This is a genomic window from Dialister sp., from assembly GCF_036343215.1.
GTDB lineage: Bacteria > Bacillota > Negativicutes > Veillonellales > Dialisteraceae > Dialister.
Genome location: NZ_JAZASU010000097.1, coordinates 1 through 6,289 on the forward strand (window position 1 = coordinate 1; position 6,289 = coordinate 6,289).

Below are 6,289 nucleotides of genomic sequence, written 5' to 3' on the forward strand. Positions count from 1 at the left end.
AGAAAACCTTTTACATGTAAGCATCCCCGCTTTTCCATCATCCCGGGTATTGATGGACTTGGGCGGTTCTGCTTTGGCCTTTTCGGTTTTCCACAGGTATAGTAGCAAAAAACGCGATTTGTATCATTAGAATTTTATTAAGCTTTTGTTTCGCGAACTGATTTCAGGGACGTCCATGATTTCCCATAAAAAACGGCGCCCTGAAAAGGCGCCATTTCTACCTGCTGCTATCACTCTTACAAAAAACAGTCACTCATTTGCTCTCGAAAAAAGCCTTATACGCCAGATACGTTTCGTACGCATCAGCCTTGGAAAGTAAATCATAGGGAGAATGCATGGAAAGCATGGCTGTCCCGCAGTCTACCACTTCTGCTCCCCAGTCAGCCATCATGAAAGCAATCGTTCCGCCGCCTCCCTGATCGACTTTACCCAGTTCTCCGATCTGCCAGCAGACACCGGCCTCGTCGAAAATGGTCCTGATTTTCTGGAGGAATTCCGCATTGGCATCATTGCTGCCGCTTTTGCCTCTCGCTCCGCCATATTTCGTCAGGTTAATGCCATAGCCCAGGAAGGAAGCATTGTCCCTTTCAGAAACTTCCGGGAACATGGGGTCCAGGCAGGAATTGACATCGGCAGAAAGCATTTCACTGTTTTCCATGGTTTCATAGAAGTCAAGAATCGAATTCTGTCCCTGGAGGGCCAGCATTTTCATGACGAATTTCACGAAATAGGAAGATTCCATCCCCGTATTTCCATAGGAACCGATTTCTTCCTTATCCGTTAAAAGTGCAGCCTGGGTCTTGACACCCGGTTTCGCATCAAGGATGGCAGAGAAATTGGCATAAGAGCAGACCCGGTCATCCTGCCCGTAAGAGGCGATGAGGCTCCGGTCAAATCCCACATCCCGGCTCTTTGTGGCAGGAACCACTTCCAATTCCGCCGTGGCAAAATCTTCTTCCTCAATGCCATAAGTGTCTTTCAGGAATTTCATGAACAATTCTTTGGCTTTGGCTTTGCCTTCGATATTCGTCCAGGCAATGGCCTGGAGCTGTTCGCCGGTAATACCTTCAGCCAGGGGTTTCTTCATCTGGTCCTGGGCCATATGGATGAGAAGGTCGGAAATATAGAATATGGGGTCCTCTTCTTTCATGCCCACATTGATTTCCACTTTTGTACCGTCTTTCCTGAAAATCACGCCGATTAAGGCCAGAGGAATGGTGGGCCACTGGTATTTCTTGATACCCCCGTAATAATGGGTGCGGAAATACACGACTCCTTCTTTTTCGCTCACCGGATTGGCTTTAAGGTCCAGCCGCGGCGAATCGATATGGGAGCCCACGATTTTAATGCCTTCATGAACTGGTTCTTTGCCAATAACTGCCAGAATCACGGATTTCCCCTTCTGGTTCCAGTAAACTTTATCTCCCGGCTTCAAATCTTTCATTTCATAAAGAGGCCTGAAACCCTTTTCCTCGGCCTGACGCAGGATTTCGGTAACGGCGAGTCTCTCGGTCCGGGCGGTATCGAGGAAAGTTTTGTACTTTTCCCCGTAGGCCATGACCGCCTTTCTTTCAGTCTGGTTCATCCGCTGCCACACGGATTTCGTTCTGCTGTATGGTTCTTTCATGAGTAAGTCCTCCTTTAGTTATTTGTATAGCAATATTATACCATGATAAAGAAACAGGTGGGAAAGATGTTAGCCGCCAGCCGTTAGCAGTTAGTTTTTAGTTTTTCATTTCTGAAGTAAAGACCGAAAAGATTCAAATATAAAAGGCGCACCCCATTTCTGACGCGCGCCACCTTCACGGTCCACGGATCACGATTCACAGGATTGAGATGCCGTTTACTTGGAAAATACCTTATTCAAAAGGTACGTCAGCCCCGCAAAAAGAGCCATCACTACGAAAAGAAGAGGATAGGCAATGACCATCATGGTTAAAGCAGATTCTACGCTGGACATAATTCCCTCCTTACATTAAAACCGGAATCAGGGCCAAAACAAGCCCTCCGGCTACTACAGATGCTACCTGGCCGGCCACATTGACCCCCATAGCATGCTGGATGATGTAATTCGTATGGTCTTCTTTAAGGGCCATTTTGGCAATAAGCCGACCGGACATGGGGAATGCGGAAATACCGCAGGCGCCGATCATAGGGTTGATTTTCTTTCTGAGGAAAAGGTTGGCAATCTTTGCAAAGAGAAGTCCGCCCACCGTATCAAATACAAAAGCAATCGCCCCAAGGCAGAGAATTTTGAGAACATCCATGGTAAGGATATTTTCTGCCGTCATGGTACCGCCTACCGTAATGCCAAGAAGCAGGGTAGTCAGGTTGGACAGTTCATTCTGGGCCGTATCAGAAAGGGACTCCGTCACTCCGGAAACCTTGAGAAGGTTGCCAAACATGAGGGCCCCGATTAAAGGTACGGAAATCGGTGCCAGAATTCCGGCAATCACTACAATCATGAGAGGGAAAAGGAAAAGAGCCGTCTTCGATACCGGTTTTTCTGCCCGGTAAGGCATGCGAATACGCCTTTCATGTTTCGTGGTGAGAAGTTTCACAATGGGGGGCTGGATAATCGGTACCAGGGACATATAACAGAAAGCAGTCACCGTAAGAGGGGCCAGAAGATTTGTGGCAAATTTCTGAGCCACGAAAATCGTGGTCGGTCCATCGGCTGCCCCGATAATACCAATGGATGCGGCTTCATTGAATGGAAAACCCACAAGAGATGCCGCCAGGGTGGCTGCAAAAATTCCAAAATGGGCAGCCGCTGCAAAAATCATGACATAGGGAGCGCGGATCAATGGATCAAATTCGCACATGGCGCCAACCCCGATAAAAATCAGCACCGGAAAAAGTTCATTGGCAATCCCTGCCTGATAGAGGACGGAAAGGAAGCCCGGTTCTCCCCCGCTCGTGGGCATGACTGCAAAATGACCGGGGATATTGGCCAGAATACAGCCCACCCCCATGGGGAAAAGCAGCACCGGTTCATAATCTTTCTTTACCCCCAGCCAGATAAGAATAGCCCCGATGGCCATCATTACCCATACCAGAGGATCCCCCATACCGAGGACCCCGCTGAATAATTCCTTCGCAATACTTTCCCAGACTGTCATGTGTACCTCCTGTTGGGAATAAAATCTTCCTATAGTATATAAAATAAAGATGAGCATTATAGCGGATAAGCTTTTGAATCGGGAATGTCGGGCATATCGGGAGTGTCGGGGCTGTCGGGGCGGATATGGTTTCCTGCGGAAACCAATTTTATATAGTGCGCTTCGCGCACGGCCTCTGGCCTCATTGAAGGGAAAGCTCTATAAATACTTGCGCCGCGAAAGCGGCGCCACCGCCACTGATCACTTACCACTACTCACTTATCACTATTTCTATTTTTAAAAAAAGACCTGACATTTTTCAATGCCAGGTCTGTCCTTTTATTTCCTGCCCCCGTGCCATCCGCAGGAAAGGGATTATTCAGTTGAATATTGAATTACAGGTTGATTCCGAAAATCGGAAGGACTGCGAATACCAGAAGTGCCCAGATGAGGCCGGAAGCCACGAAAATACCGATGGTAATGAGGAGTCCCGGAATGGAAGTGGGAACACCCAGAAGGCTCAGGTTGCCAAATACGCCGCGCCGCTCGAAGATACCGTTCGTACTTCTCTGGCGGAACCATTTATGCTTGTTTTCCTGGCCGATACTGTAAGCCACGATGACGGCCACAATGGAAGCAATCAGCCAGAACAGAAGAAACCGCCCGGCATGGAAATCTTTTACATCAGATAAATCAATTAACTGCATACTTGTACTCTCCTTATACAGTCTATAGTTTATCAAGATTTTGGGGATAAAGCAAGGGGATTTTCTAACACTGTCCCTCCTGACTCTGTATTCACATTTCTGAATCGGGGGAGTCGGGGCGATCGGGAGTATCGGGGTTGTCGGGGTGGTGGCGCCTTAAAATAATAAAGGCGCCTTTCCTATAAAATGACCCTGCTGCTTCTTACAGTTCATAGCTAATGGCTCTCAACAGTTGATTGAATAAAGATATCCTCACAGAGCGAGAATGGAACCGCTCTGTGAGGATATCCTGAACTGTCCCATAGTGGACACTGATAACTATTCACTTTTTATTTCCTGTTTTTCAGCCTTCCTATTTCCCAAGCCGCCTATCTATGCCTGGGCGGGGGTCTGTGGTCTCCTCGGGGCGGGGGCGGGGGCCTGTGACCATGTCTCGGGGGCGGTGGGCGATGGCGGTGACGGAATCCATAGGGTCTTCCCCACCAGGGATCTCCCCAGAAATCGTCATACCACATCATCTGCTGAATATAAATCCGGTTCAGGTAAGCCGCATAGGCCAGCTGCTGGAGCTCTTCCTTCGTGAGCACATTGATTTCCCTGACTGCCGTCCCCTTCTGGTCGCCCAGCACATAATCCACCAGGATGGACACCTTGCCCATAGAAACAGGTTCAATAATCCCATCCTCATCGACCCGGACGATTTTTTCATTCATCGATTTGGCCGAAACTTCCGCCGGCACATTGCCTGGAACTCCCAGCCGGACGATACCCTTGCTGCCCAGGGCCAGATACCGCGGATATACCAGAAGCTGACTCTTTTTGAGAAGCTTTTCCGCACTGCCAAAGATCATGCCGGGATTGTCCCCATCCATGCGCCAGACAGAGCTTTTATCCTTTGCTACCAGGAATTCACCCAGTTCCTCATGGGTATTCGTATCATAGGTTTTCACATGGCGGAAATATTTATCCGTCAGTTTCTTGTCCAGGCGGAAATAATAAGCCTTGTCATCGACAGGAAGCCCGGTAACCGCGGGATTCAGACTTTTCAGAAGTCCCGTCACCTTTTCATAGGTTCCTCCGTCGATGAGGTAAAATTCCTTCAGCAGCTTTTCACTTCTCCCAGCCATGGGATCCACTTTCGGCTTTGCATCCTCTTCCGGAGCTTCCTTTTCTTCCTCCTTAGAAACGTCGGACTCCAACGATTCCGTCCCTGCAGGAGCAGCTTTTACAGGATCCGAAGCTTCCTTCTTCTCCATATTTCCGGCATCCTTTGCTTCCGCAATGAAAGCTTCCGCCTTCACCGGGAGAGAATCCGCCGCCCGGGCAGGAATCATGCCCCCTGCCATGAGCATCCCCAGAAGCAATGCCCCCAGCAGCTTTCCCTTCAATTTCATGCAGTACGCCTCCTTTCGAAATTTCATTTCTTCAGTCCTCTATATTATAACTCTATTACCCTGAAAGACGATATGCAATCATCGTTGATTCCAGAAAAGTGGTCAGTGATAAGTGGTAAGTGATGGATATGGTTCGCTGCGCGAACCAATTTATATAGTGCGCTCCGCGCACGGCCTTCGGCGTGAAATTATTACTAAAGAGCTTTTTATCCCCGCCTGTGCACATCCCCTATATATAATTTGCGGCCCATCAGGGCCGCCACCTTCCCGCACCCCGAACCCCGCACCCCGAAATCTCGCTTCTGCCTCTACCGGGACATGCCGTGGTGAGGCTAAGGCCCGAATACCGCAGTTGACTCAGGTCGCCCTATCTGACCTATGCCTCCAATAATACGCCTGTGCACATCCCCCATATATAATTTGCAGCCGAAAGGCCGCCACCTCCACGAACCACGAATCACGAACCACGAAATCTCGAGATTGCCTATACCGGGGCATGTCCCTTTCAGGGCTGACCCACGAATACTGCAGCTGACTCAATCCATCTATCTCTCAAACAGGCAATAAAAAAACATCCTCCGAAGAGGATGTTTTTTATTGCCGTGAGACTAAGAATCAGCCTCCGAACTGAGCCAGCATGGTGCCTGCTGCTACGGCAGTACCAATGACGCCTGCTACGTTCGGGCCCATAGCCTGCATGAGCAGGTAGTTGGACGGGTTGTCGCGAAGACCTACCACCTGGGATACGCGGGCTGCCATTGGTACGGCAGATACGCCTGCGGAACCGATCAGCGGGTTTACCTTGTTGCCGGATACAATTCTCATGATCTGGCCAAATGCCACGCCGCCTGCGGTGCCTGCTGCGAATGCAACGAGGCCGAGGCAGATGATTTCGATGGTCTGGAGACGGAGGAATTTATCACCGGTCATGGTCAGGCCTGTGCCGGTTGCGAGGAATATCGTAACGATGTTGCACAGTGCATTCTGAGCGGTATCGGAAAGACGATGAGTTACGCCGGATACTTCAAACAGGTTGCCCAGGCAGAGCATGCCCATCAGTGCTGCTACCGGCGGGAGGAGCAGGGAT

5 protein-coding genes are annotated in these 6,289 nt (G+C 49.7%); all 5 read right to left on the reverse strand.

Annotated elements, in window-relative coordinates:
* Nucleotides 1–253: 253 nt before the first annotated feature.
* Entirely contained in the window at nt 254–1,627 is a 1,374-nt protein-coding gene (locus VZT47_RS08960) for an aminopeptidase (RefSeq protein ID WP_330224623.1), read from the reverse strand.
* A 343-nt stretch (nt 1,628–1,970) separates the two neighbouring features.
* Nucleotides 1,971–3,122: a sodium ion-translocating decarboxylase subunit beta gene (locus VZT47_RS08965; protein ID WP_330224624.1), complete on the reverse strand. Its 1,152-nt coding sequence runs from the start codon at nt 3,120–3,122 to the stop codon at nt 1,971–1,973.
* A 374-nt stretch (nt 3,123–3,496) separates the two neighbouring features.
* Nucleotides 3,497–3,808: a phospho-N-acetylmuramoyl-pentapeptide-transferase gene (locus VZT47_RS08970; protein ID WP_330224625.1), complete on the reverse strand. Its 312-nt coding sequence runs from the start codon at nt 3,806–3,808 to the stop codon at nt 3,497–3,499.
* A 368-nt stretch (nt 3,809–4,176) separates the two neighbouring features.
* A complete protein-coding gene (locus VZT47_RS08975) occupies nt 4,177–5,202 on the reverse strand; it encodes a hypothetical protein (RefSeq protein ID WP_330224626.1) in 1,026 nt (341 codons plus the stop codon).
* Nucleotides 5,203–5,817: 615 nt separating this feature from the next.
* The coding region (locus VZT47_RS08980; protein ID WP_330224627.1) for a sodium ion-translocating decarboxylase subunit beta at nt 5,818–6,289 on the reverse strand (472 nt) is incomplete at its 5' end.

Excerpts from the sequence above, each read along its gene's own strand:
- VZT47_RS08960 (WP_330224623.1), bottom strand. The coding sequence starts at position 1,627 with ATGAAAGAACCATACAGCAGAACGAAATCCGTGTGGCAGCGGATGAAC.
- VZT47_RS08965 (WP_330224624.1), bottom strand. The coding sequence starts at position 3,122 with ATGACAGTCTGGGAAAGTATTGCGAAGGAATTATTCAGCGGGGTCCTC.
- VZT47_RS08970 (WP_330224625.1), bottom strand. The coding sequence starts at position 3,808 with ATGCAGTTAATTGATTTATCTGATGTAAAAGATTTCCATGCCGGGCGG.
- VZT47_RS08975 (WP_330224626.1), bottom strand. The coding sequence starts at position 5,202 with ATGAAATTGAAGGGAAAGCTGCTGGGGGCATTGCTTCTGGGGATGCTC.